22 protein-coding genes are annotated in these 22,605 nt (G+C 65.7%); 10 read left to right on the top strand and 12 right to left on the bottom strand.

All coding sequences use genetic code 11. The features are described from left to right. The first annotated feature begins 32 nt into the window (after positions 1–32). Entirely contained in the window at positions 33–1,424 is a 1,392-nt protein-coding gene (locus tag ACNFBT_RS23975; RefSeq protein WP_416753207.1) for an adenylate/guanylate cyclase domain-containing protein, read from the top strand. Positions 1,425–2,102: 678 nt separating this feature from the next. Here ACNFBT_RS23975 and ACNFBT_RS23970 read toward each other — a convergent pair. Continuing rightward, positions 2,103–3,407, bottom strand: a complete 1,305-nt coding sequence (locus tag ACNFBT_RS23970) for a dicarboxylate/amino acid:cation symporter (RefSeq protein WP_416753206.1) — start codon at positions 3,405–3,407, stop codon at positions 2,103–2,105. A gap of 370 nt (positions 3,408–3,777) precedes the next feature. On the opposite strand from ACNFBT_RS23970, the gene ACNFBT_RS23965 reads away from it, so the two are divergent. Next, complete coding sequence (locus ACNFBT_RS23965; RefSeq protein WP_416753205.1) at positions 3,778–4,779, top strand: AraC family transcriptional regulator; 1,002 nt, start codon at positions 3,778–3,780, stop codon at positions 4,777–4,779. 411 nt (positions 4,780–5,190) lie between these two features. On the opposite strand, the gene ACNFBT_RS23960 is transcribed toward ACNFBT_RS23965, so the two are convergent. Genes ACNFBT_RS23960 through ACNFBT_RS23950 form a run of 3 tightly spaced genes read right to left on the bottom strand, consistent with a single transcriptional unit; the run spans position 5,191 to position 7,875 of the window. Next, a complete protein-coding gene (locus ACNFBT_RS23960; RefSeq protein ID WP_416753204.1) occupies positions 5,191–6,534 on the bottom strand; it encodes an ATP-binding protein in 1,344 nt (447 codons plus the stop codon). Beyond that, positions 6,531–7,208: a response regulator gene (locus ACNFBT_RS23955; RefSeq protein WP_416753203.1), complete on the bottom strand. Its 678-nt coding sequence runs from the start codon at positions 7,206–7,208 to the stop codon at positions 6,531–6,533. The genes ACNFBT_RS23960 and ACNFBT_RS23955 overlap by 4 nt, the downstream gene beginning before the upstream one ends. A gap of 55 nt (positions 7,209–7,263) precedes the next feature. Next, complete coding sequence (locus tag ACNFBT_RS23950) at positions 7,264–7,875, bottom strand: hypothetical protein (RefSeq protein WP_416753202.1); 612 nt, start codon at positions 7,873–7,875, stop codon at positions 7,264–7,266. 201 nt (positions 7,876–8,076) lie between these two features. Here ACNFBT_RS23950 and napE point away from each other — a divergent pair, with 201 nt between their 5' ends. Genes napE through ACNFBT_RS23920 form a run of 6 tightly spaced genes read left to right on the top strand, consistent with a single transcriptional unit; the run spans position 8,077 to position 12,647 of the window. Next, on the top strand, positions 8,077–8,244 hold the full coding sequence (napE, locus tag ACNFBT_RS23945; RefSeq protein ID WP_416753201.1) for a periplasmic nitrate reductase, NapE protein: 168 nt from the start codon (positions 8,077–8,079) through the stop codon (positions 8,242–8,244). A 10-nt stretch (positions 8,245–8,254) separates the two neighbouring features. Then, positions 8,255–8,731 carry a ferredoxin-type protein NapF gene (gene napF, locus ACNFBT_RS23940; RefSeq protein WP_416753200.1) on the top strand — a complete coding sequence of 159 codons (477 nt, stop codon included), beginning with the start codon at positions 8,255–8,257 and terminating at the stop codon, positions 8,729–8,731. A 7-nt stretch (positions 8,732–8,738) separates the two neighbouring features. After that, complete coding sequence (locus ACNFBT_RS23935; protein WP_416753239.1) at positions 8,739–9,041, top strand: chaperone NapD; 303 nt, start codon at positions 8,739–8,741, stop codon at positions 9,039–9,041. Beyond that, the gene (napA, locus tag ACNFBT_RS23930; protein ID WP_416753199.1) at positions 9,038–11,542 is read left to right on the top strand and encodes a nitrate reductase catalytic subunit NapA; all 2,505 of its coding nucleotides are present in this window, start codon (positions 9,038–9,040) and stop codon (positions 11,540–11,542) included. The genes ACNFBT_RS23935 and napA overlap by 4 nt, the downstream gene beginning before the upstream one ends. A 10-nt stretch (positions 11,543–11,552) precedes the next feature. Then, positions 11,553–12,038, top strand: a complete 486-nt coding sequence (locus tag ACNFBT_RS23925; protein ID WP_416753198.1) for a nitrate reductase cytochrome c-type subunit — start codon at positions 11,553–11,555, stop codon at positions 12,036–12,038. 9 nt (positions 12,039–12,047) lie between these two features. Further along, complete coding sequence (locus ACNFBT_RS23920) at positions 12,048–12,647, top strand: cytochrome c3 family protein (RefSeq protein ID WP_207887001.1); 600 nt, start codon at positions 12,048–12,050, stop codon at positions 12,645–12,647. A gap of 362 nt (positions 12,648–13,009) precedes the next feature. Here the strand turns inward: ACNFBT_RS23920 and ACNFBT_RS23915 are convergent, their stop codons facing one another. Both ACNFBT_RS23915 and ACNFBT_RS23910 read right to left on the bottom strand, forming a co-directional pair. After that, positions 13,010–14,203: a lytic murein transglycosylase gene (locus tag ACNFBT_RS23915; RefSeq protein WP_416753197.1), complete on the bottom strand. Its 1,194-nt coding sequence runs from the start codon at positions 14,201–14,203 to the stop codon at positions 13,010–13,012. Positions 14,204–14,214: 11 nt separating this feature from the next. Continuing rightward, complete coding sequence (locus ACNFBT_RS23910) at positions 14,215–14,889, bottom strand: polysaccharide lyase family 7 protein (protein ID WP_416753196.1); 675 nt, start codon at positions 14,887–14,889, stop codon at positions 14,215–14,217. A 169-nt stretch (positions 14,890–15,058) separates the two neighbouring features. Between ACNFBT_RS23910 and ACNFBT_RS23905 the strand changes: the two genes are divergently transcribed. Continuing rightward, positions 15,059–15,850, top strand: coding sequence for a dienelactone hydrolase family protein (locus ACNFBT_RS23905; protein ID WP_416753195.1), 792 nt, complete (start codon positions 15,059–15,061; stop codon positions 15,848–15,850). Positions 15,851–16,107: 257 nt separating this feature from the next. Continuing rightward, the gene (locus ACNFBT_RS23900) at positions 16,108–16,821 is read left to right on the top strand and encodes a 4'-phosphopantetheinyl transferase family protein (RefSeq protein ID WP_416753194.1); all 714 of its coding nucleotides are present in this window, start codon (positions 16,108–16,110) and stop codon (positions 16,819–16,821) included. A 43-nt stretch (positions 16,822–16,864) separates the two neighbouring features. On the opposite strand, the gene modC is transcribed toward ACNFBT_RS23900, so the two are convergent. From modC to ACNFBT_RS23870, 6 genes are all read right to left on the bottom strand, one after another. Next, the gene (gene modC, locus ACNFBT_RS23895) at positions 16,865–17,968 is read right to left on the bottom strand and encodes a molybdenum ABC transporter ATP-binding protein (protein ID WP_416753193.1); all 1,104 of its coding nucleotides are present in this window, start codon (positions 17,966–17,968) and stop codon (positions 16,865–16,867) included. Between the two features lie 7 nt (positions 17,969–17,975). After that, the gene (gene modB / locus ACNFBT_RS23890) at positions 17,976–18,656 is read right to left on the bottom strand and encodes a molybdate ABC transporter permease subunit (RefSeq protein WP_416753192.1); all 681 of its coding nucleotides are present in this window, start codon (positions 18,654–18,656) and stop codon (positions 17,976–17,978) included. A gap of 24 nt (positions 18,657–18,680) precedes the next feature. Continuing rightward, entirely contained in the window at positions 18,681–19,436 is a 756-nt protein-coding gene (gene modA / locus ACNFBT_RS23885; RefSeq protein ID WP_416753191.1) for a molybdate ABC transporter substrate-binding protein, read from the bottom strand. A gap of 282 nt (positions 19,437–19,718) precedes the next feature. Next, positions 19,719–21,335, bottom strand: coding sequence for an ATP-binding protein (locus ACNFBT_RS23880; RefSeq protein ID WP_416753190.1), 1,617 nt, complete (start codon positions 21,333–21,335; stop codon positions 19,719–19,721). Next, the gene (locus ACNFBT_RS23875; RefSeq protein WP_416753189.1) at positions 21,332–21,892 is read right to left on the bottom strand and encodes a GNAT family N-acetyltransferase; all 561 of its coding nucleotides are present in this window, start codon (positions 21,890–21,892) and stop codon (positions 21,332–21,334) included. Before ACNFBT_RS23875 ends, ACNFBT_RS23880 begins: the two co-directional genes overlap by 4 nt. Before the next feature lie 3 nt (positions 21,893–21,895). Beyond that, positions 21,896–22,600: a response regulator gene (locus ACNFBT_RS23870; protein WP_416753188.1), complete on the bottom strand. Its 705-nt coding sequence runs from the start codon at positions 22,598–22,600 to the stop codon at positions 21,896–21,898. Positions 22,601–22,605 lie beyond the last annotated feature (5 nt).

The raw sequence follows: 22,605 nt of genomic DNA, 5'->3' as shown, positions 1-22,605 counted from the left end.
GCGCCGACACTAACCAGGGACTTTTCCTGCGCATGAAGCCTATCGTTACCGAGCGCCCCGCCGGACCGCTCTCCTCCGCCCCCCTGCGCGAATACCATTCCCGCGTGCTGGCCTATGTCGCGACGGCGGCGACCATCACCGCCGGCACCTTCAGCCAGTATTTCGGCTACGACATCCTCTGGATGGTCCCCTACGCCCTGCTCTACCCGCACCTCGCCCAGCAGCTGAACCGTCGCTTCAAGCACGACCACCCGCAGCGCACACGCCTGGTCCTGATGTTCGTCGATGCCCTGCACGCCGGGGCCGCCACGGCACTGATGGGCTTCTCGGAAGTGCCGAGCCTGATGCTGGTGCTGGTGCTGGCCTTCTCCTCGCTGATCATCGGCGGCCTGCGCTCCCTCGGCCTGGGCCTGCTGGTCATGCTCAGTGCCTCGGTGTTCACCGCGGCGCTGCTCTCCCCGGCCTACAAGGGCGCCACCCCGACCCTCGTGGCGCTGGTCAGCGTGCTGTTCTCCACCCTGTACATCTGCATCACCGCCTTCTTCGTCCACCAGCAGGGCCTGCGCCTGGCGGTGGCCCGCGCGGAAATCACCCGGGAACAGGAGAAAGCCGCGCGGCTGGCCAGCAACCTGGCCAAATACCTGTCGCCGCAGGTGTGGGAGTCGATCTTCAGCGGCAAGAAGAGCGTGCGCCTGGAAACCCAGCGCAAGAAACTCACCGTGTTCTTCTCCGACATCAAGGGCTTCACCGAGCTGTCCGAGGAGCTGGAAGCCGAAGCCCTCACCGACATGCTCAACAACTACCTCAACGAAATGTCGAAGATCGCCCTCAAGTACGGCGGCACCATCGACAAGTTCGTCGGCGACTGCGTGATGGTGTTCTTCGGCGACCCCTCCACCCAGGGCGCGCGGAAGGACGCCGCGGCCGCGGTATCCATGGCGGTCGCCATGCGCAAACACATGAAGGTCATGCGCCAGCAGTGGCGCGCCCAAGGCATCACCAAGCCGCTGGAAGTGCGCATGGGCCTGAACACCGGCTACTGCACCGTGGGCAACTTCGGCGCCGACACGCGCATGGACTACACCATCATCGGCCGCGAAGTGAACCTCGCCAGCCGCCTGGAAAACGCCGCCGAAGCCGGCGAAATCCTCATCAGCCACGAGACCTACTCGCTGGTGAAGGACATCCTGATGTGCCGCGACAAGGGCCAGATCGCGGTGAAGGGCTTCAGCAAACCGGTGCAGATCTACCAGGTGGTCGACTTCCGCCGCGACCTGGGCTCCAACCCCAGCTTCATCGAGCACGAAGTGCCGGGCTTCTCCATGTACCTGGACACCAACAACGTGCAGAACTACGACAAGGAGCGGGTCATCGAGGCGCTGCAGCAGGCCGCCGAGAAGCTCAAGGACAAGATCATTCTCTGAGCCTTGTGGTCCCGCGCCGTTCTCCCCGTAGGAGCGGACTCCGTCCGCGATGCTCTTTCTTTTCGTAGGGCGTATAACGCCTAAGGCGTTATCCGCCGTTTCTAGGTTTGGGCGTTTCTGCGCCGCTCCGGTGTGTGCCGGGACTTTTTGTTTCGCCCTCCCGGGCGAGTTACTTTCTCAAACGACAGAAAGTAACCAAAGGTCTTGCCCCTGCATCCGGCCCCGGCTTCGCCGGGGTTCCCTCCCTGCATCATTGCTCCAGGGGCCCGCCGCGAAGGGCCATCCCTGGCCCATCGCGGCTCTCGCAACATCCATGTCGCTCACCCCCTTCCACAACGATTCCGCTCGGCCTCCTGAAGGGGCGCTCCGGCGCGCGCGGATGTTTCTCTGGAAATCCTCAAGAACTAACGCCAGAGCATGGGGAGGCCCCCGTAGGAGCGGACCTTGTCCGCGAAATCCATCGCGGCGTAATACGTCCCCACCGGAAAAACACCTCGGCATGACGCCAGAACCTGTAGCGAACCGCCCAACATTAATGCGGCCGGGAAATCCGTTCGCGAGCAAGCTCGCTCCTACAAGGCCCCCAACCACCCGCCCATAAAAAAGCCCGCTCAAGAGAGCGGGCTGGAAAGGCTCCGATGCTTCACGTTCACCGGGCCGAATCTTTCACGGGCAAACTCAGTGGGAAGGCTGCACTTCCGCCGAGCCACTCGGGCCAGCGGCCAGCTCGTCGTGCAGGGTCTTCTCGTTGAGCTGCTTGCACCACTTGGCAACCACGATAGTGGCCACGCCGTTACCCACCAGGTTGGTCAGGGCGCGGGCTTCGGACATGAAGCGGTCGATACCCAGGATCAGCGCCAGGCCTGCGATCGGCAGGTGGCCGACGGCGGACAGGGTCGCGGCCAGCACGATGAAGCCCGAGCCGGTGACGCCGGCGGCGCCCTTGGAGGCGATCAGCAGCACCACCAGCAGGGTCAACTGGTGGCTGATGTCCATCGGGGTATCGGTGGCCTGGGCGATGAACACGGCGGCCATGGTCAGGTAGATCGAGGTGCCGTCCAGGTTGAAGGAGTAACCGGTTGGAATCACCAGGCCAACCACGGACTTCTCGGCGCCCAGCTTCTCCATCTTGGCGATCATGCGCGGCAGGGCGGACTCGGACGACGAGGTGCCCAGCACGATCAGCAGCTCCTCGCGGATGTAGGAGATGAAGCGCAGGATGCTGAAGCCATGGAAGCGGGCAATGCTGCCGAGCACCACCAGCACGAAGAGGATGCAGGTGATGTAGAAGCACAGCATCAACTGGCCGAGCTGCACCAGCGAACCCAGGCCGTAGGCGCCGATGGTGAAGGCCATGGCACCGAAGGCACCGATCGGGGCGACCTTCATGATCACGTTGATGATGTTGAACATCACCTGGGTGAAGCGCTCGATGAACTCGAACAGCGGGCGGCCGTAGTCACCCATGCGGTGCAGCGCGTAGCCGAACAGCACCGAGAAGAACAGCACCTGCAGGATGTCGCCGTTGGCGAAGGCGCCGACCACGGTGCTTGGGATCACGTTCATGAAGAAGTCGATGGTGCTCTGCTTCTCGCCGGACGCGATGAACCCGGTCAGCGCCGCGTTCTTGTTCATTTCGGCGGTCAGGGTGGCGACATCGGCGTGCATGCCGGCGCCCGGCTGCACGACGTTGACCACGACCAGGCCGATGATCAGTGCAATGGTGGAAACGATTTCGAAGTACAGCAGCGCCATGCCGCCCGTCTTGCCCACGGCCTTCATGTTCTGCATGCCGGCGATACCGGTGACCACGGTGCAGAAGATGATCGGCGCAATGGCCATCTTGATCAGTTTGACGAAGCCATCGCCCAGCGGCTTCATCAGTTTGGCGGTATCGGGGTAGAAGTGGCCGAGCGCGATACCGATGGCGATGGCGATCAGTACCTGCACGTACAGGCTCTTGTAGAAGGGTTGCTTGGTCATGGCAGCTCTGTCCTCACGGGCATGCATCCGCAAGGGGACGCAAGACCGAACGCGTTATCTCCCTGCACTGGGAGAATTTGTTTTCAGGGCTCGCCCACAGGCAGGCCTTGAACGCTTATGGCAAGTGCTGTGCCAGACCTTTATAAATCAATTTAATCCTTTAATTTCAATAACTTGCACGACAAGGAAAGGCACATGGGCAGCCAAAAATGGCGGAAACCCGCCTCCTGACTGGCGGATTTCCCGCCCTCTGGCGGGTATCCGCCAGGACCTTCGTACCGTAAATTGTAGACCCCGGCACCGGCGTCCCAACGCCGCCGGACACACCGCGCGCACGAACGACGCGCGGACGGAACAACAAGGACTTCCCATGCGAGAACGCACCATCGCCAGCCATTTCGTCCGCGCCGCCGTGCAGGGCGCGCAGCGTCAGGGGTTGGACGTTACCGCCCTGCTGCGCGACGCCGGCATCGCCCCGGCGGTGCTCGACGAACCTCGCGCGCGCATCGACCCCGGCCAGTTCACGCACCTGATGCAGCGCCTGTGGGAGGCGCTGGACGACGAGTACATGGGCTTCGGCAGCAGCCCCAGCAAGCGCGGCACCTTCGCCATGATGTGCAACGCCATCATCCATTGCCGCACGCTGGAAAAGGCGCTGAGCCGGGGCACGCTGTTCTACGGCTTGTTTCCCGAGGCACCGGCGATCCATCTGCTGCGCGAGGGCGACCGGGCACGCCTGACCCTGGACGAGAGCCACCTGCGCGACCCCGATCACTTCCTCGCCGAGAGCCTGCTGCTGATCTGGCACCGCCTGGCCAGCTGGCTGATCGGCCAGCGCATCCGCCTGGAAGAAGCCACCTTCAGCTACCCCGCGCCGGAGCACCAGGCCGAGTACGACCTGCTGTTCCCCTGCCCGCGCCGCTTCGCCGCCGGCAGCACCAGCCTGCTGCTGCCGGCGCGCTACCTGGACATGCCGCTGCTGCAGGACGAACGCACCCTCAAGCACTTCCTCAAGGACTCCCCCGCCGACCTGCTCGCCCGCCCCGACGGCGGCGACAGCCTGACCAGCCAGATCCGCCGCCTGCTCGGCCGCGACTGCCGCAACTGGCCGGACCTGGAGCAGGTCGCCGCGCAACTGCACATGAGCCCGCAGACCCTGCGCCGTCATCTGCGCGAGGAAGGGCCGAACTTCCAGGAATTGAAGGACCAGCTGCGCCGCGACCTGGCGATCTACTACCTGGGCCGCGCCGAGCTGTCGATCCAGGACATCGCCGACCAACTCGGCTTCTCCGAGCCCTCGGCCTTCCATCGGGCGTTCAAGAAGTGGACGGGGCTGACGCCCGGCGCATACCGGGCGCAGCAGGGAGAATGACGTAGGGCGTATAACCGTTCGCGGTTATACGCCGATGCTCCGATTGCAGACGCCGCCGCCAATGCCGGACAGCAAACGACGCTCTCATAGGAGCGGATCTTATCCGCGAAATCCTCCGCCTCCGCACAAGAGCTTCGCGGACAAGGTCCGCTCCTACGGGAGCCGCACGGTGCAAACCTGTAGGAGCGAACTCAGTCCGCGATGGCATCCGGCACGCAGCAAACTTATCGCGGACAAAATCCGCTGGTGCCTGCCAACTTCGATAGGATCGAAGGCCCCTCACCCTAACCCTCTCCCGCAAGCGGGAGAGGGGACTGTTCGGTGCAGGGTGAAACCGTAGTGTCAGCCGGCACGGACGGCTCCCTCTCCCTGAGGGAGAGGGCTGGGGTGAGGGGGAAGCGCAGGCAGGGATTAACCCGGCAGCCGAATCCGGAAACACGCCCCGCCCAGCTCGGAATCCTCCAGCGCCAGCTCGCCGTCGTAGCTGTCGATGATGTCCTTCACCACCGCCGTGCCGATGCCCTGGCCGGGATGCTGGGCGTCCAGGCGTTCGCCGCGCTTGAGGATGCGCTCGCGCTGGCTGGCCGGAACCCCGGGGCCGTCGTCCTCGACGACGAGTTCGACGAAACGCCCCTGCTTGCGGGCGCTGACCCGCACTTTCGTCAGGCACAGGCGGTAGGCGTTCTCCAGCAGGTTGCCGAGCATTTCCAGCAGAGCGCCCCGCTCCAGCGGCAAGGCGAATCCCGGCGGCAGGTCGCGCTCCAGCAGCACGCGCTTGTCGCGGTAGACCTTGTCCAGCGCGCCGCCGAGGGTGTCCAGCAGCGGGTCGAGCGCCGTGCGGTGGCGGATCAGGCCGCTCTTGCGCAGGCTGGCGCGCTGCAACTGGTAGCCGATCTGCTGGCTCATGCGTTCGATCTGGGTCTGCAGCACCTGCACCTGTTCGCGGTTCTGCGGCTGCGCGGCGAGGTTTTCGCTGACGCCCTGCAGCACCGCCAGCGGAGTCTTCAGGCTGTGGGCGAGGTCGCCCAGGGAATTGCGGTAGCGCTCGCGCTGGGCGCGTTCGCTGTCGAGCAGACGGTTCAGCGAGCCGGTCAGACGCAGCATTTCGTCCGGGTGCTCGTCGCTCAGCCGCTCGCGCTCGCCCGCCTCGATCTGGTCGAGTTCGGCGCGCAGCCCGCGCATGGAGCGAAACCCCCAGCCCAGACCGAGCCAGAGCATCCCCAGCAATATCAGCAGCGCCCCGCCCAGCCACACATAGAGCTGTTCGCGGAAGCCCCGCACCAGCTCGCGGAAGTCGCTCTCCGGCTGCATGGTGACGATGCTGTAGGCCGCCTGCTTGCCGCCGAGCAGGTCGATCTCCACGTCGTAGACGAAGAATGCCTGGCCGACGCGATCATGGATACGCGTGAACTCGTCGACCAGGCCGTCGTACTTGGGCGAATAATCAATGCTCTCGTCCTGCGCCGAGGTGGAGCGCCAGACCAGTTGGCCCTTCTGGTCGAAGATGTAGCCCAGGAGCTTGGACTCGGGGAGGTTGAAGTCCTCCACCGGCAGGTGGTCCGGCATGCTCAAGCGTCCACCCTCGATGCGCGCGGCCGACACCAGCGTCGCCACATCGGCCGCCAGGCGCTGCTGGATGGCGTCTTCCAGGGCGATGCTGAACGCCCGCTGCAACGCCGGCAGCAAGGCCGCCATGAACAGGATGGCCAGGGTCGCCGCGCCGATCATCAGACGCAGGCGCAGCGAGCGGATCATTTGCACAACTCGTTGAAGATGTAGCCCTGGCCGCGCACCGTATCGATGGGCTTGAAGCCGGCGGCGCCCTCCAACTTGCGGCGCAGGCGGCCGACCAGCACTTCGATCACGTTCGGGTCGCGCTCCTCGTCATCCGGGTAGAGCTGTTCGATCAGCCGCTCCTTGGCCACCACCTGCTGGTGATGACGCATGAGGTATTCGAGGATGCGGTACTCGAAGGCGGTCAGTTGCAGCGATTCGCCACTGACCAGTGCCTGCTTGCGGTTGGTGTCGAGCACCAGCGGCCCGGCTTCGATGGTCGACTGGGAGAAGCCGCTGGAGCGGCGCAGCAGTGCATTCAGGCGCGCTTCCAGCTCCTCGAACTGGAAGGGTTTGACCACGTAGTCGTCGGCGCCGGCGGCCAGGCCTTCGACCTTGTCCTGCCAGTTGCCGCGCGCGGTAAGGATGAGGATGGGGAAGGTCTTGCCCTGGCTGCGGAACTCGCGGATCAGGTCCAGGCCACTCATGCCCGGCAGCCCGAGATCGATCATCGCCAGGTCATGGTGGTATTCGTTGGCGCGGTACAGCGCCTCTTCGGCATCGGCGACGGCGTCGACCACATGGCCCTGTTCGCCGAGCCGGGTATACAGGTGATGGCGCAGCAGCGCCTCGTCTTCCACCACCAGCAATTTCATGCACGTGCTCCCTGAATCAGGCAACCGGGCCAGCATGGCCCGGTTGCAGTATCGGTCAGAACTTGTAGTTGGCCCCCAGGTAAACCTGCGAGCTGCTGTGCAGGTCCAGCGATCCGACCTTGCCACCGCCATGCGGGCTCATCTCGGTACTGGCGTTGGTACGCAGGTAACGGTAGCCGCCTTCGACGGAGGCATTCCTGCCGATCTCCTGGAGGATACCGGCTTGGGCGCCGATGGCGTAACCGACGTCGCTGTCGCGGCTGTAGCCCTTGGAGTCCTGCTCCAGCTTGACCAGGCCGAGGGTGCCACCGCCGAACAGCTTGGTGCCGCTGTCATTGATCGGCAGGAAGGCGTCGTAACTGCCGAGCAGGTTCTGCTGGCGCAGCTTCAGGCCGCTGTCGGTGTCGGAGACGTTTTCATAGGTGATGTAGTAGCGACCCTGCTCCATCTGTTGGCCGGCGCGTACGCCCCAGGTGCCACTGTTGTTGATCACGCTGTCGAACTTCGGGTTGCCGAGGTTGCGGTTCAGCGCATCGGATTTCTGGATGTTGTTGCTGGTTTCGCCCCAGGTCATGCCGACGAAGGTGTCGGCTGCGTTGGCCGCGGTGGCGGCGAAAGCGGCACCGAGGATGGCGCTGGCGAGGGCGATTTTCTTCATGGTTTTCATGGGGATTCTCCCGTCAGGACTTCAGTAGTTGGTTGACGGGGAGCAGGTTAAGGGCGGGCCACTGAACGCAACCTGTCCAACTGCTGAACCTTTGCTGAACGAAAAGCGCTATAGGAAAAAAGAACAGCGCCTGTACGACTTTGCCCACACACAAACCAGGGACTAGTCTCACTCCCAATTGTTGGCGGGAGGCTGACCCTCATGATCGAAAAGACCGGAGCCGATGCGGAAAAAGGCAAGGAAACCCGGCTGTTCCTGTTCCTCGTGATCTGCCTGTTCCCCTTGCTCTCCGTGGCCATCGTCGGCGGCTACGGCTTCATCGTGTGGATGTTCCAACTGGTGGCGGGGCCGCCCGGCCCTCCGTCGTAGGAGCGCCGTCGTGCTTGCCCGCCGAGCCCTGCTGCGGCGCCTGAGTGGTGCGTCCGATGTTCGTCGCCCGCCCTGGACTGCCAGCGATTTCCTTGAAGGCTGCACCCGCTGCAACGCCTGCGTCGACGCCTGCCCGGAGCAGGTGCTGCGGGTGGGCGACGGCGGCTATCCGCAGCTGGATTTCAGCCATTCCGGCTGCAGCCTGTGCGGCGATTGCGCGCGTGCCTGCGAGGCCCCTGTATTCGACCTGAGCCGCGAAGCCCTGCCCTGGCGCGCGCGGATCAACGAGCACTGCCTGGCCCAGGCAGGCATCCATTGCCGCAGCTGCGACGACGCCTGCGAACCGCGCGCCATCCGCTTCCGCCCGCAGCTCGGCGGCCCCTCCCTGCCCACCCTCGACACCGAACTCTGCACTGGCTGCGGCGCATGCCTCGCGCCCTGCCCCGGCAACGCCATTCACCTCTACCGTGAGGCCATCCATGCCTGAGAACACGATGCCCGAGAGCATCCAGATCGCCAGCCTGATCGTGCACACGCGCCCTGAACTGCTGGAAGCGGTGAAGGCCAACCTGCTGTGCCTGCCGCACCTGGAAGTCCACCAGCAAAGCCCCCAGGGCAAGCTGGTGGTGGTGCTCGAAGCCGAACATGAGCAGAACATCCTCGACAACCTCAATGCCATCCAGAACCTGCCCGGTGTGCTCAACGCGGTGCTGATCTACCACGAGATCGTCGAGTCGCCCGAACACCCGCAGATCGACCCCGAACCCGCTCTCGCCCAGGCCGGAGGTGCCCGATGAACCTGACCCGCCGCCAGTTCGCCAAGGCCAACGCCGCCGCCATCGCCGCGGCCGCCGCCGGCCTGCCGATCCTGAGCTCCGCCAGCAACCTGGTCACCGAGGCGGACATGACCCGCCTGGACTGGAACAAGGCGCCCTGCCGCTTCTGCGGCACCGGCTGCAGCGTGATGGTCGCCACCCGCGACGGCAAGGTGGTCGCCACCCACGGCGACATCAAGGCCGAGGTCAACCGCGGGATCAACTGCGTGAAGGGCTACTTCCTGTCGAAAATCATGTACGGCAGCGACCGCCTGACCCGCCCGCTGCTGCGCATGAAGGACGGCAAGTTCGACAAGCAGGGCGAGTTCCAGCCGATCAGCTGGGATGCCGCCTTCGACATCATGGCCGAGAAATTCAAAGCGGCGCTCAAGGCCAAGGGCCCGGGCTCGGTGGGCATGTTCGGCTCCGGGCAATGGACGGTGTGGGAAGGCTACGCCGCCAACAAACTGTTCAAGGCCGGTCTGCGCAGCAACAACATCGACCCCAATGCGCGGCACTGCATGGCCTCGGCGGTGATGGGCTTCATGCGCAGCTTCGGCATGGACGAGCCGATGGGCTGCTACGACGACATCGAGGCCACCGACACCTTCGTGCTCTGGGGCTCGAACATGGCCGAGATGCACCCGGTGCTCTGGTCGCGGGTCACCGACCGGCGCCTGAGCGCGCCGCAGGTGAAGGTCGCGGTGCTGTCCACCTTCGAGCACCGCAGCTTCGACCTGGCCGACATCCCCATGGTGTTCAAGCCGCAGACCGACCTCTACATCCTCAACTACATCGCCAACCACATCATCGAAAGCGGCGCGGTGAACCGCGACTTCGTCGACAAGTACACCCGCTTCGCCCACGGCGCCGAAGACATCGGCTACGGCCTGCGACCGGACAATCCGCTGGAGCAGAAGGCGAAGAACGCAGACAAGGCCAACACCTGGAGCGACATCGGCTTCGAGGAATTCGCCGCCTTCGTCAAACCCTACACCCTGGAGCGCACCGCCAAGGAAACCGGGGTGCCGGCCGAACGCCTCAAGGCCCTGGCCGAGATGTACGCCGACCCGAAGCGCAAGGTGATGTCGTTCTGGACCATGGGCTTCAACCAGCACACCCGCGGGGTCTGGGCGAACAACCTGATCTACAACATCCACCTGCTCACCGGGAAGATCAGCGAGCCGGGCAACAGCCCCTTCTCCCTCACCGGCCAGCCCTCGGCCTGCGGCACCGCGCGCGAGGTAGGCACCTTCGCCCATCGCCTGCCGGCCGACATGGTGGTGACCAATCCCAAGCACCGCGAGACCGCCGAGAAGATCTGGAAACTACCCGCCGGCACCATCCAGGAAAAGATCGGCTTCCACGCCGTGCAGCAGAGCCGGATGCTCAAGGACGGCGTGCTCAACGTGTACTGGACCCAGGTCAGCAACAACATGCAGGCCGGGCCGAACATCATGCAGGAGATCCTGCCGGGGTGGCGCAACCCGGAAAACTTCGTGATCGTCTCCGACGTCTACCCCACCGTCTCGGCCCAGGCCGCCGACCTGATCCTGCCCAGCGCCATGTGGGTGGAAAAGGAAGGCGCCTACGGCAACGCCGAGCGCCGCACGCAGTTCTGGCATCAACTGGTGAAGGCGCCGGGCGAAGCGAAGTCCGACCTCTGGCAACTGGTGGAATTCTCCAAGCGCTTCACCACCGACGAGGTCTGGCCCGCCAAGCTGCTGGCCAAGGCGCCGGCGCTCAAGGGCAAGACGCTCTACGAGGTGCTGTACAAGAACGGCCAGGTGGATGCCTTCGGCACCGAGCAGATCGCCAAGGGCTTCGAGAACGACGAAGCCAAGGCCTTCGGCTTCTACATCCAGAAGGGCCTGTTCGAGGAATACGCCGCCTTCGGCCGCGGCCACGGCCACGACCTCGCGCCCTTCGATGCCTACCACGAGGCGCGCGGCCTGCGCTGGCCGGTGGTGGACGGCAAGGAAACCCGCTGGCGCTACCGCGAGGGCTACGACCCCTACGTGGCCAAGGGCAGTGGCCTGCAGTTCTACGGCTACCCGGACAAGAAGGCGATCATCTTCGCCCTGCCCTACGAGCCGCCGGCGGAGGCGCCGGACAAGGAGTACCCGTTCTGGCTCGCCACCGGCCGCGTGCTCGAACACTGGCACACCGGCTCCATGACCCAGCGCGTGCCGGAGCTGTACAAAGCGGTGCCCGACGCCGTGGTGTACATGCACCCCGACGATGCCCGCGAGCTGAAGATGCGCCGCGGCAGCGAAGTGAAGGTGATCAGCCGGCGCGGCGAAATCCGCGCGCGCATCGAGACGCGCGGACGCAACAAGCCGCCGCAGGGATTGGTATTCGTGCCCTTCTTCGATGCCAACAAGCTGATCAACAAGGTCACGCTGGACGCCACCGACCCGATCTCCAAGCAGACCGACTACAAGAAATGCGCGGTGCGCATCGAACTGGTCAGCCTGGCCTGAGGAACGCGCGATGAAATCGATACTGCCCGCCCTGCTCCTGTTGCTGACCGGCCTGCCCGCACTGGCCGCCGACCTGAACTACCCGCTGGACGCCCCGGCCCCGGACGGCCGCCGCCCCGGCGGCACCATCTCCCAGGACCGCCCCGCACCGCCGCTGGCCAACGACGAGAACAAGGACATCCGCCGAGAGCGCAACTACCCCGAGCAGCCGCCCACCATCCCGCACACCATCACCGGCTACCGCATCGACACCAACAGCAACAAGTGCCTGTCCTGCCACAGCCGTTCCAACAGCGCGCGGGTCCAGGCGCCGATGATCAGCATCACCCATTACATGGACCGCGACGGCCAGCCGCTGGCCGCCGTCGCCCCACGGCGCTACTTCTGCGTGCAGTGCCACGTCCCGCAGACGGATGCGAAGCCGCTGGTGGGCAACACCTTCGAAGACATCGACAAGATCCTCCAGCGCGACGCCGCTGCGAACGGCAAACCCTGAGGAGGCGCCATGAAAGCTCTGTTCGCCTGGCTCACGGGGTACTGGACCGTCCTGCGCCGACCCAGCGTGCACTACAGCCTGGGCTTCCTGACCCTGGCCGGGTTCATCGCCGGGATCATCTTCTGGGGCGGCTTCAACACCGCGCTGGAGGCGACCAACACCGAGGCCTTCTGCACCTCCTGCCACGAGATGCGCGACAACGTCTTCGTCGAGCTCAAGGACACCATCCACTACAGCAACCGCTCCGGCGTGCGCGCCACCTGTCCCGACTGCCACGTGCCGCACAAGTGGACCGACAAGATCGCGCGCAAGATGCAGGCCTCCAAGGAGGTCTGGGGCAAGATCTTCGGCACCATCAACACACGGGAAAAATTCCTCGACCACCGTCGGGAGCTGGCGGAGCACGAATGGGCGCGGCTCAAGGCCAACGACTCGCTGGAGTGCCGCAACTGCCACAACTTCGAGTCCATGGACTTCACCCGCCAGAGCCAGCGCGCCCGGCAGATGCACTCCACCGCGCTGGCCTCCGGCGGGGCCACCTGCATCGACTGCCACAAGGGCATCGCCCACCACCTGCCGGACATGAGCGGGGTGAAGGGGTGGGAGTGAGGTGGGCAGGCGTGGGTGTGATTCCTGCCAGGCACGGGACGGCTTTCGTAGGAGCGGACTCCGTCCGCGATGAATCTCACGCGAGGCTGAATCGCGGACAAAGTCCGCTCCTACGAGATACATCTGCGCTTGGGGCAGCCCTCACCCTAACCCTCTCCCAGGGGGAGAGGGGACCGTTCGGCGCAGGAGGAAATCTCGGTCTCAGCCGGCACGGACGGCTCCCTCTCCCTGAGGGAGAGGGCGGGGGTGAGGGGGGAAAGCACAGCACAGGGCTGCCCGGATGAAGACAACTGCTCCTACAAAAACAGAAGCCCCGGCATATGCCGGGGCCTCTGCTGTCACGGACGTAGAGACTGCGCCTATTACCCGCCCTGCAACGCCTTGAGAATCTTCTGCCCCGCGCGCCCGTCCGCCGGGCTGATGCCACGCTTGCGCTGCTCCTCCTGGATCGCCCGGCGCGTCACGTCGCCGATCATGCCGTCGGCCTTGCCGATGTCGTAGCCGCGCTGCTGCAACAACTCCTGCAGCTCCTTGCGCTGCACCCGGCTCAGGCCCGGGTCATCGGTCGGCCAGGCGGTACGCAGCCCCGGCTCGCCGCGCAGGCGGTCGGACAACAGGGAAATGGCCAGCGCATAGCTCTCCGCCGCGTTGTAGGAGTAGATCGCGTCGTAGTTGCGCAGCACCAGGAAGGCCGGCCCGTTGGCGCCCGCCGGCAGCAGGATGGCGGCCTTGGAATCCAGGCTCGGTATCGGTTTGCCATCGATGCGCTGCACACCGCGCGCGGTCCAGTCGGAGATCGCCCGGCGCTTGGTACGCCCGGCCAGCGCGGGATCGAAACCGGCCGGCAGTTTCACCTCGTAGCCCCAGGGCTGGCCTTCGCGCCAGCCCGCCTTGCGCAGGTAGTTGGCGGTGGACGCCAGGGCATCGGCGGTGCTGCCCACCAGGTCGCGATGGCCATCGCCGTCGAAGTCCTCGGCGATGCGCGCGTAGGTCGACGGCATGAACTGCGTCTGGCCGAAGGCGCCAGCCCAGGAACCGGTGATGCCGCTGTCGCGGATGTCGCCCTGCTGCAGCAGCTTGAGCGTGGCAAAGAACTCGCCCTGGAAGAACGGCTGCCGACGCCCGTAGCACGACAGGGTGGATAGCGAGACCAGCAGCGGCCGCTTGCCGGTGATGCGCCCGTAATCGCTTTCCACGCCCCACACGGCGACCACGGCGGCCGGGTCGACCTGATAGCGCGCGGCGACCTTGCGCAGCAGCTCGGCGTGCTCGCTCATCATCGCCTTGCCGTCAGCCACGCGCTGCTCGTCCACCAGTCCCGCCAGGTAATCCCAGATCGGCGTGGTGAACTCCGGCTGGGCGTCGAGCAGCGGCAGCACACTCATGTCCGCCTGCAGGCCCTGGGTGAAGCGCGCGTAGCTGGCCGCGCTGACGCCACTGGCCTGGGCCTTGCCCTGCAGGCGATCCAGGCAGGCGCCGAAGTCGTCGCCCGGCGCCGCCTGCGCCAGCACGGCCGGCAGCAGCAGGGAAAGGGCCAGGGAATTGCGCAACGCCATGGAAAACATCCTCATTGGTGGTAAATGGTCAGATTGCTGAAGGTGGCCCGGCCACCTTCGCTCGCGGGGCCGCGATTGTCCTGCAGATAGAGCCCGGCCTTGAAGTACAACCCCTGGAAGGCCCACTGCGGGTCCAGTTGCTGGGTCACCTGGCCGTCCTTGACCTGAACGGTCAGCAGGCCGCTGCGCGATACGCCCAGCCGGTAGCTGAACGCTTCGCCCAGGGGGATGCCTTCGTACACGGTGTAGGTGCGGGTGGAGACATCATCGGGATGTTCACGCACCAGCGCCTGCACGCGCCCCAGGTTCAGGCGCTGCTGGTAGACCAGCTTCACCAGCGGCAGCGCTTCGGCACTGCCGCTGCCATTGCTGTGGATCTGCCCGATCACCATGCGCCGGGACGACGGCACCGCGTCGACCCTCAGGGTAGCCACCAGCAGGTTGTTGTCGGCCTTCGGATAGCGCCAGAACGACAGCGCACCATTGGGCGACGTCTCGCGCAGCTCGGTCCGTGGATACTCGGTGCCATTGGTGTGCGCGCCATTGACTGGCACCCAGAACTCCACGCCATTGACGCTGCGCTGGAAGTAGGGACTCTGGTAATCGCGGTTCAGCGTAGCGGTGGAAATGGTCGCGGCCGGGCCGCGCTGGGGAATGGTCAGGTTCCAGGTACTGAGATCCAGCATCAGCCAATCGCTTTCCGGGCTCGGGGGAATGGCGCCAAGGGTAGTCGAGGCTGCCCTACATTTCACCCATCGCCGCGAGCTTGAGCGGTCGTAGCCGCGCCGGCGGGCACTTGTCGCAGAAGCGGCTATCTTCTCAAGGTTGCCTTCGGCCACCGTCACGGAGAGTCCCATGCGCCTGCTCACCGCCCTGCTGCTGTTCGCCTTCGCCGCCAGCGCTGGCGCCGCGATCAAGACCCAGGAAATCCCCTACCAGTCCGCCGACGGCACCAAAATGATCGGCTACTTCGCCTACGACGACGCCAAGTCCGGCATTCGCCCCGGGGTAGTGGTGGTGCACGAATGGTGGGGGCTCAACGACTACGCCAAGCGCCGCGCACGCGACCTCGCCGCGCTGGGCTACAGCGCCCTGGCCATCGACATGTACGGCGGCGGCAAGCACACCGAGCACCCCAACGACGCCAAGGCCTTCATGGCCGAAGCGACGAAGAACGCCGACGCCGCCAAGGCGCGCTTCCAGGCCGGCCTCGACCTGCTGAAGAAGCAGCCGCAGACCGACCCGAGCAAGATTGCCGCGATCGGCTACTGCTTCGGCGGCGGCGTGGTGCTGAACATGGCCCGAGCCGGCCTGCCGCTGGCCGGCGTGGCGAGCTTCCACGGCGTGCTGGCGACCGACACGCCGGCGCAACCGGGCGCGGTGAAGGCGAAGATACTGGTCGAACACGGCGACGCCGACACCCTGGTGACGTCCGAAAGCGTGGCCGCCTTCAAGACCGAAATGGACAACGCCAAGGTCGACTACAAACTGGTGGTGCAGCCGGGCGCCAAGCACAGCTTCACCAACCCGGATGCCGACAAGCACAAGGGCCACGGCCTCGACGTGGGCTACGACAAGACCGCCGACCAGAAATCCTGGGCGGACCTGCAGGCGTTCTTCAAGGAAATCTTCGACGAGAAGTCCTGAGGACTCTCTGCCAACAAAAGCGCGGCACAAAAAAAACGGGAGCCCCTGGGGGCTCCCGCACTCAATCAAGTGTAAAGGTCGGAGCCCGCCTTGGCGGCGCCCCGACAACAACCTCACCTGCGTCCCCATTGGGAAACGCGGCGGGCAGTTTGGCAAAGCCGGGCCAATGAATCCGTACGCCTTTGGTGAAGGTTTGCAAAGGAATGTAATCGCCGCGTGACTGGTGAGCCACGTTCCGGCGCGGCAGAATGCTCCCCATGACCACCCTGCCCGCCTTCTGCACCCCGCTCTCCGCCGACTGGCCGCTGCCCACCCCGCTGGCCGGCTGCCAGATGCGCAGCACCCACTTCGATCGCACCCAACTGCTCCCCGATGATTTCCTGGCCAGCCAGGTGCCGGCCCCTGCGAACATCCAGCGCGCCGTCGCCAAACGCCAGGCCGAATACCTCGCCGGCCGCCTCTGCGCCCGCGCGGCGCTACAGGCCAGCGGTGGCGGGGCCGTGGCGCCCGACACCGATGAAGAGCGCGCGCCGGTCTGGCCACAAGGCTTCTGCGGCTCGATCACCCACGGCGATGGCTGGGCGGCGGCGGTGGTCGCCCGCACCCATGCCTGGCGCGGCCTGGGGCTGGACGTGGAAAGCCGACTCGACAGCGCCCGCGCCCAACGCCTGGCCGGTGAAATCCTCACCCCGGACGAACTGTCGCGACTCGATCCGGGGCAGGCCGCACTGCAGGTCACCCTCACCTTCTCGCTCAAGGAAAGCCTGTTCAAGGCGCTCTTCCCCCTGGTGCGCCAGCGCTTCTACTTCCAGCACGCCGAACTGATCCAGTGGTCAGCCGGCGGCCAAGCCCGCCTGCGCTTGCTCACCGACCTCTCGGCAGAATGGCATCACGGCAAGGAAATCGACGGGCAATTCAGCCTGCTCGGCGATCGTCTGCTCAGTCTGGTGGCGATTCCCGCAGACGTCTGACGTACACGGAGTTCTCCTACAAAGAACAGCCCCGGCGCGGGGATCAGGCCAGCAGGGCCACCGACTTGATCTGCGCCCATACAGCCTGCCCGGCGTGCAGGCCGAGCTGGTCGAAGGAGTAGCGGGTGATCCTCGCCAGCAGCGGCGTGCCGGCCACGTCCAGCTTCACCAGCAGGTGCGCCGGATTGTCCGTGGGCACCATTTCCACCACCGTCGCCGGCAGCACGTTGAGGATGCTGCTGTGCGCCGCCGGCTCCAGGCTCAGGCTGACATCCCGCGCCTGCACCTTGATCCGCAGCGCCCTGCCCTTTTCCATCGGCGCATGGGCCAGGCGGATGCGCTGCTCGCAGTGGGGCAGCGCCAGGGTCAGCAGGCCGTAATCAGCGTTATGCCCCAGAACCTGCCCATCGATCACCACCCCGGCGTCCTCCAGGTGCGAAATCGGCAGGTCGGTGCGCGCCAGGGTCTGGGCCACCGGCCCGCTGGCAATCGCCCTGCCCTGGTCCAGCAGCACCAGGTGATCGGCCAGCCGCGCCACTTCGTCCGGCGAGTGGCTGACGTAGAGGATCGGGATATCCAGCTCGTCGTGCAGGCGCTCCAGGTACGGAAGGATTTCCGCCTTGCGCTTGAGGTCCAGCGCCGCCAGCGGCTCGTCCATCAGCAACAGGCGCGGGCTGGTCAGCAGGGCGCGGGCCATGCCGACGCGCTGCCGCTCGCCACCGGAGAGGTTCGCTGGCATGCGTTCCAGCAGGTGGCCGATGCCCAGCAGCTCGGTGGCCTGCTCCAGCGCCACCCGGTGCTGGTCACGCGGCACGCGCTGCATGCCGTAGGTGAGATTGCGCCGCACCGAGAGGTGCTCGAACAGGTTGGCGTCCTGGAACACATAGCCCAGCGCGCGCTTGTGCGGCGGCAGGAACACGCCCGTGGCGCTGTCCTGCCAGACCTCCCCGTTCACCACCAGCCGCCCGAGCGGCGCCCGCTCCAGTCCCGCCACGCAGCGCAGGCAGGTGGTCTTGCCGGAGCCGGAATGGCCGAACAGCGCGGTGACGCCGCGCCCCGGCAATCTCAGGTCCACCTCCAGGCTGAAGCCCGAGTAGGCGATCTGGAATCGCGCTTCGATGGCGCGCACCCCGGCAGCGTCGTTCATGCCCACCTCACGCCCAGGCCGAACGGCTGCGGCGGCTCGCATAGAGCGCCAGCAGGACGAGGAAGGAGAACACCACCATGCCACCGGCCAGCCAGTGTGCCTGGGCATACTCCATGGCCTCGACGTGATCGAAGATCTGCACCGACACCACGCGGGTCTTGCCCGGAATGTTGCCGCCGATCATCAGCACCACGCCGAACTCGCCGACGGTGTGGGCGAAGCCGAGGATGCTGGCAGTGATAAAGCCCGGCCGCGCCAGCGGCAGGACCACGGAGAAGAAGGTATCAAGAGGGCTCGCCCGCAGCGTCGCGGCGGCCTCCAGCGGTCTGTCGCCGATCGCCTCGAAGGCGTTCTGCAACGGCTGCACCACGAAGGGCAGCGAATAGAACACCGAGCCCACCACGAGGCCGGCGAAGGTAAAGGGTAGCCGCCCCAGCCCCAGGCTCTCGGTGAACTGCCCAATGAAGCCGTTGGGGCCCAGAGTGATCAGCAGGTAGAAGCCGATCACCGTCGGCGGCAGCACCAGCGGCAGCGCCACCACCGCCCCCAGCGGACCTTTCAGCCAGGAACGGGTGCGCGCCAGCCACCAGGCGATGGGCGTGCCGATCAGCAGGAGAATTGCCGTACTCAGGGCCGCCAGCTCGAGGGTGAGCCGGATGGCCTGGAAATCCTCCTGCGTAAGGGGCATCGCTCTTCCTTGCCTGTTCGAGAATCAGATTTCGTAGCCGTAGGACTTGATCACCGCGGCGGCTTTCGGGCCCTTCAGGTACTCGACCAGCGCCTTGGCGGCGGCACTGTCCTTGCCCTTGTTGAGGATCACCGCGTCCTGGCGGATCGGGTCATGCAGGTCGGCCGGCACGATCCACGCGGAACCACCCGTCACCTTGCCATCCTTGTAGATCTGCGACAACGCCACGAAGCCCAGTTCGGCATTGCCGGTGGAAACGAACTGGAATACCTGGGCGATGTTCTGGCCTTCGACGATCTTGCCGGCGACCTTGTCCGTAAGATTCATCTTGTCCAGCACCTGGGTGGCGGCCAGGCCGTAGGGCGCGGCTTTCGGGTTGGCGATGGACAGGTGCTTGAACTCATCCTTCTTCAGCACCTCGCCCTTGGCGTCGACGTAGCCGTCCTTCGGCGACCACAGCGCCAGGGTGCCGATGGCGTAGGTGAAGCGCGACCCCGGTACGGTCTCCTTCTCCGCTTCGAGTTTCTTCGGCGTGCTGTCGTCGGCGGAGAGGAACACCTCGAACGGCGCGCCATTCTTGATCTGGGTGTAGAACTGGCCGGTGGCGCCGTAGGCGGCGACCAGCTTGTGGCCGGTGTCCTTCTCGAAGTCCTTGGCGATCGCCTGGAGCGGCGCGGTGAAGTTGGTGGCGACGGCGACCTGAACCTCATCGGCCAGGGCCGAATGCAGGGCGAAGCAGGAAGCGACCAGCAGGGAAAGACGAGCGAAGCAGTGTTTCATCGTGATGCTCCAGTGGGTTGTTGTTATCAAGGCTTCGAGATGGGGACTGGCGGAGCTGCCGGTTACCTCGGCAGTCCATCGGTATAACTAAAATTACATAACGATAGCCGTGAAGCTGCAATACCCCTCATGGGATAACTCAAGCGAAAGGGAGAAAGCGGCTCAGAACGGAATGGCCCCCGACCAGGGCCGGCGGTACCGGCAGCATTCTGCACTTTTTGACTTCAAGGTCAAATATTGCGAATGCGCCGCCGGAATCTCACTCGACCTTGGGCGCCTGCCTCATTCGACCTTGGGCGCCTGCCGGCGCGGCCAGACCAGCGTGAAGCAGGCGCCGCCCAGGCTCTCGCTACGGGCGATCGACGCCCGCCCACCATGCCAATGGACGATCCGCCGCACGATCGACAACCCCAACCCATGCCCACCCGTGACCCGCGCGCGGCTGTCATCGGCACGGAAGAATGGCTGGAACAGGCGCGGCCATTGCGACTCCGGCACCCCCGGACCATCGTCCTCGACATCCACCTGGCAGCGGTCCACGCTGACCCGGAAGCTGACCCGCACGCGGCTCTCGGCATAGCGCAGGGCATTGGTCAGCAGGTTCTGCAACGCGCGGTGCAGGTAGCGCGGCTCGGCCTCCACCCAGCTGCCCTGGTCAAACGGCACCAGCGGCCCCGGCTCGATGCTGACGCTAATCTCCCGCCGCAACGGCGCGATTTCCGACACCACCTGCTCCACCAGCGCGGCCAGCTCCAGGTGCTGGTAGCTCAGCGTCGGCGAGCCCTGCTCCAGGCGCGCGTAAGTGAGCATCTCGTCCACCAACTGGTCGAGGTCCTGGATGTCGCCATCCATGCCATCCATGTACTTGCGCCGCGACGCATCGGTCTCCGCCGACTCGATCATCTCCAGGCCGAAGCGCAGGCGCGCCACCGGCGTGCGCAACTCGTGGGACACCGCGCGCACCAGCTCGCGCTGCATCGTCAGCAATAACTGCAGCTGCTCCGCCATGTGGTTGAATGCCCCCGCCAGGCGCCCCACCGAGTCGGCGCCGCGCGCCTCCACGCGGGTATCCAGGCTGCCCCGGGCGATGCGCGTGGCGGCGGACTCCAGGCTGCGCAGGCGCTGCTCCAGGCCGCTGATCAGCAGGTACAGGGTCAGGCCGATCAGGCTCAGGGCGACGATCACGATGATCGACAGCAACTGCGGCGGATAGGAGTTCATCTGGTAGATCGGCCCCAACTCCAGCACCCAGGGCGTATCGATGATGCCCGCCAGCACGCGGATGGAGTCACCCTCCTTGCCCAGCGCCATCACCGTATCGCCCTCTTCCACGCGGCGGCTCTGGTCGTCGTCGAGATCCACCTCCTTGATGCTCAGCAGGTGCACCTCGTAGCCGAAACGCTTGTCGCGGACGATGCGCGCCAGATGGTAAGGCTGCTCGCTGGCCGGGTAGCGTTTGAGCTCATCCATCAGCAGGTAGATGGTGGCCCGCGCCAGCTGCTCGCTGACCTGCTCCACCTCGCCGGTGAGGATCAGCCCCTCCGCCGCACTGACCTGGGTGAGCACGCGCACCCTGTGCGGCTCGTCGGCCTGCACCAGCACCTGATCGTTCATCAGCCGCGCCCGGCTGCGCCCTTCCATGCCCAGCCCGTCCAGGCTGGTCAGCTTCAGCGGAATGCCCAGCAGGCGGCTCCACTGGATCAGCGAGCGCTTGCGGTCCACCTCCGTCATCGGCAGCAGCTCATCGGCCATCAGGCGGAAGGTGCCGCGCGCCAGGTCCTCGCGGTAGCGCTCGCCACGCACCTCGTTGACCAGGTGTAGGGTCAGCACGCCGAGGGCGGCCACCAGCACCAGGGTCAGCAACATGCCGCCATAGATGCGCAGGAAGATGGATTTCATGGGTGGGACTCTGCCGCCGGAGCGAGCAACCCGTAGTAGTCCAGGCTGAGGAACGCGCCGTCCTTCACCTCGCACTCGCGGCGCCGGCCTTCCAGCGTGAACCCCTGGCGCAGCAGCAGGCGGCCGCTGGCGAGGTTTTCCGGCTCCACCTCGGCCTCGATGCGGTGCACGTTCATTTCACGGAAGGCGTGGCGGAAGATCAGCGGCAGGCATTCGCCCATCACGCCCTGCCCCCAATACTCGGGCAATAGCCAGTAGCCCAGCGACAGGCGTCGATGGGCCGGCAGCCATTTGTTGAAGCCGCATCCGCCGACGATCTCCCCAGGTGCGCCCGGTCGACAGATTGCCCACCAGATACCGCTGCCCTCCTTATAGATGCGCTCGAACCACTCCATCTGCTCACGGGTGGCCTCCAGCGTCGCGTAGGAGACGCCGTAGTAGCGGATCACCTCAGGATGCGACAGCGCGCGGAAGACCGCCGGCTGGTCGGCATCGGTGAAAGCACGCAGGCGGAAGCGTTCGCCATGCAGCTCGGGGAACGGAGCCACGGCGCTCACGACTCAGAGTTCCCCGACGAACAGATAACCCTTGCTGCGCACCGTCTTGATCAGGCGCGGATGCATCGGGTCGTCGCCAATCTTCGGGCGAATGCGGGAAATGCGTACATCGATGGAACGGTCCTGGCCGTCGTACTCGATGCCGCGCAGCAGGTTGAAGATTTCCTCGCGGGAGAGAATGCGCCCGGCGTTCGACGCCAGCAGCCACAGCAGGTCGAACTCGGCGCTGGTCAGCTCGATGGTCTGCTCGTCCAGCCAGGCCTCGCGCATGGCATTGTCGATCACCAGCTTGCCGAAGGTCAGGCGCTTGCCGCCAACCGCCGGAGCGGCCTCGGCCGGCTCGCTGCGCCGCAGCAAGGCACGGATGCGCGCCAGCAGCAGGCGCGGACGCACCGGCTTGCACACATAGTCGTCGGCGCCCATCTCCAGGCCCTGCACCTGGTCCATGTCATCGGTGCGCGCGGTGAGCATCAGGATCGGGCCGTCGTAGTCCGGGCGCAGGCGCTTGCAGATCGACAGGCCATCCTCGCCGGGCAGCATCAGGTCCAGTACCACCAGGTCCGGCCGCTCGGCCAGCACCCGCGCCACCGCCGCCGCGCCGTTGGACTCGATGGCGACCGCCAGGCCGTTGCTCTCCAGGTAATCCTGGGTCAGCTCGGCCAGACGCTGGTCGTCCTCGACGATGAGAATGCGCGCTTCTTGTTCCACCTTGC

The sequence above is a fragment of the Pseudomonas sp. NY15181 genome, assembly GCF_048068055.1.
GTDB lineage: Bacteria > Pseudomonadota > Gammaproteobacteria > Pseudomonadales > Pseudomonadaceae > Pseudomonas.
This window is presented reverse-complemented; position numbering and strand designations above follow the sequence as displayed.

Coding starts and splice junctions, on each gene's coding strand:
- ACNFBT_RS23920 (WP_207887001.1), top strand. CDS start 12,048: ATGAAAGCTCTGTTCGCCTGGCTCACGGGGTACTGGACCGTCCTGCGC.
- ACNFBT_RS23955 (WP_416753203.1), bottom strand. CDS start 7,208: ATGAAATTGCTGGTGGTGGAAGACGAGGCGCTGCTGCGCCATCACCTG.
- ACNFBT_RS23965 (WP_416753205.1), top strand. CDS start 3,778: ATGCGAGAACGCACCATCGCCAGCCATTTCGTCCGCGCCGCCGTGCAG.
- ACNFBT_RS23960 (WP_416753204.1), bottom strand. CDS start 6,534: ATGATCCGCTCGCTGCGCCTGCGTCTGATGATCGGCGCGGCGACCCTG.
- ACNFBT_RS23935 (WP_416753239.1), top strand. CDS start 8,739: ATGCCCGAGAGCATCCAGATCGCCAGCCTGATCGTGCACACGCGCCCT.
- ACNFBT_RS23970 (WP_416753206.1), bottom strand. CDS start 3,407: ATGACCAAGCAACCCTTCTACAAGAGCCTGTACGTGCAGGTACTGATC.
- napE (WP_416753201.1), top strand. CDS start 8,077: ATGATCGAAAAGACCGGAGCCGATGCGGAAAAAGGCAAGGAAACCCGG.
- ACNFBT_RS23905 (WP_416753195.1), top strand. CDS start 15,059: ATGCGCCTGCTCACCGCCCTGCTGCTGTTCGCCTTCGCCGCCAGCGCT.
- ACNFBT_RS23900 (WP_416753194.1), top strand. CDS start 16,108: ATGACCACCCTGCCCGCCTTCTGCACCCCGCTCTCCGCCGACTGGCCG.
- ACNFBT_RS23975 (WP_416753207.1), top strand. CDS start 33: ATGAAGCCTATCGTTACCGAGCGCCCCGCCGGACCGCTCTCCTCCGCC.
- modC (WP_416753193.1), bottom strand. CDS start 17,968: ATGAACGACGCTGCCGGGGTGCGCGCCATCGAAGCGCGATTCCAGATC.
- ACNFBT_RS23915 (WP_416753197.1), bottom strand. CDS start 14,203: ATGGCGTTGCGCAATTCCCTGGCCCTTTCCCTGCTGCTGCCGGCCGTG.
- ACNFBT_RS23950 (WP_416753202.1), bottom strand. CDS start 7,875: ATGAAAACCATGAAGAAAATCGCCCTCGCCAGCGCCATCCTCGGTGCC.
- napA (WP_416753199.1), top strand. CDS start 9,038: ATGAACCTGACCCGCCGCCAGTTCGCCAAGGCCAACGCCGCCGCCATC.
- modA (WP_416753191.1), bottom strand. CDS start 19,436: ATGAAACACTGCTTCGCTCGTCTTTCCCTGCTGGTCGCTTCCTGCTTC.
- ACNFBT_RS23880 (WP_416753190.1), bottom strand. CDS start 21,335: ATGAAATCCATCTTCCTGCGCATCTATGGCGGCATGTTGCTGACCCTG.
- modB (WP_416753192.1), bottom strand. CDS start 18,656: ATGCCCCTTACGCAGGAGGATTTCCAGGCCATCCGGCTCACCCTCGAG.
- ACNFBT_RS23925 (WP_416753198.1), top strand. CDS start 11,553: ATGAAATCGATACTGCCCGCCCTGCTCCTGTTGCTGACCGGCCTGCCC.
- ACNFBT_RS23910 (WP_416753196.1), bottom strand. CDS start 14,889: ATGCTGGATCTCAGTACCTGGAACCTGACCATTCCCCAGCGCGGCCCG.